Source organism: Pseudonocardia pini, from assembly GCF_013870575.1.
In the GTDB taxonomy this organism is placed as follows: domain Bacteria; phylum Actinomycetota; class Actinomycetes; order Mycobacteriales; family Pseudonocardiaceae; genus Pseudonocardia; species Pseudonocardia pini.
The window spans coordinates 1-1,379 of the sequence record NZ_JACBXB010001088.1 but is presented as its reverse complement, the minus strand read 5'-3'; the positions used below and the strand labels follow the sequence as shown (position 1 = coordinate 1,379).

Here is a 1,379-nt window from a genome sequence, read left to right as displayed (position 1 = left end):
GCGCGCACCCTGTCGAGGAGTGCGGGGACCTCGTCGGAGGGGACCGGCCCGGCCGCGCACCGCTCGTCGAGCAGCCGGACCCTGGCCAGCACCGCCGGATCGCCGATCTTCACCCGCCGGGCGCTGACCAGCTGCGACAGCATCGCCGGGCTCATCCCGAAGGTGGCGGCCAGCGCCGCCTGGGTCACGCCGAGCGCCCGGACCATCTGGTGGACCTTCTCCCCCAGCGACGCCCCGTAGAGCGCGCGTTGTCGCTCCCGGTTCGCCGCGACCGTCTGCTCGGTGTCCACACCCCGGATGCTGACACCCGGACCCCCCTCCGCGGGGCCGAACGACGGAACTCAGGCGCCCAGCAGCTCCCGGGTCCGCGCCACGTCCGCGTCCATCTGCGCGATCAGCGGCTCCATGCCGTCGAAGCGCTCCTGGCCGCGCAGCCGGTGGGCGAACTCCACGCCGACCTCGTGGCCGTAGAAGTCCTCGTCGACGTCGAGCACGTAGGCCTCGACGGTCCGGACCTTGCCCGAGAAGGTGGGGTTGGAGCCCACCGAGATCGCCGTGGGCAGCCGCCGGTCCGCCAGCAGGAACCAGCCCGCGTAGACGCCGTCGGCGGGCAGTGCGGTGTGCACGGCGCACGCGATGTTGGCGGTGGGGAAGCCCATCTCGCGGCCGCGCTTGTCCCCGTGCACCACCACGCCGTCGACCCGGTGCAGCCTGCCGAGGGCGGCCGCGGCGGCCTCCATGTCCCCGGCGTCGATGCAGGACCGGATGTAGGTCGAGGAGTAGGTGACGCCGGAGCCGCTGATCAGGTCGAGCCCCTCGACCTGGAAACCGAAGCGGACGCCCAGCTCCCGGAGCGTGTCCAGGTCCCCGGCGGCCTTGTAGCCGAACGTGAAGTTGGTCCCGACGACGACGGCCGCGGCGTGCAGCGTGTCCACCAGGACCTCGTGCGCGAACTCGGCCGGGTCCATCCGGGCCAGCTCGCCGGTGAACGGGATGACGCAGAAGGCGTCCGCCCCGAGCTCGGCGACCAGGTCCGCCCGGCGCTCCAGCGTGGTCAGCGCCGCGGGGTGCGACCCGGGCCGCACCAGCTCGGCCGGGTGCGGGTCGAACGTGACGACCACGCTGCGCAGCCCCCGCTCCCGCGCGACCGCCACCGACCGCTCGATCAGCTGTCGGTGCCCGCGGTGCACGCCGTCGAAGACCCCGATGGTCACGACACTGCGGCCCCATCCCGAGGGCACGGCCTCGAGTCCCCGCCACCGTTCCACGATCGAGAGCCTACGGAGTCCGGATCGTCACGAGCCCGCGGGGGCGAGGACCACGATCGGCTTCGCGGCCCCGCCCGCGTCCGCCATGAGCGCCAGCACCCGCCCGTCCGG

2 protein-coding genes are annotated in these 1,379 nt (G+C 73.8%); both read right to left on the bottom strand.

Annotated elements, in window-relative coordinates; translation table 11 throughout:
• Positions 1–290 (bottom strand): helix-turn-helix domain-containing protein (locus H5J29_RS32755; protein WP_181784767.1); only part of this gene is annotated, 290 nt, incomplete at its 3' end.
• Positions 291–341: 51 nt separating this feature from the next.
• Complete coding sequence (locus H5J29_RS32750; RefSeq protein ID WP_181784766.1) at positions 342–1,268, bottom strand: bifunctional riboflavin kinase/FAD synthetase; 927 nt, start codon at positions 1,266–1,268, stop codon at positions 342–344.
• Positions 1,269–1,379 lie beyond the last annotated feature (111 nt).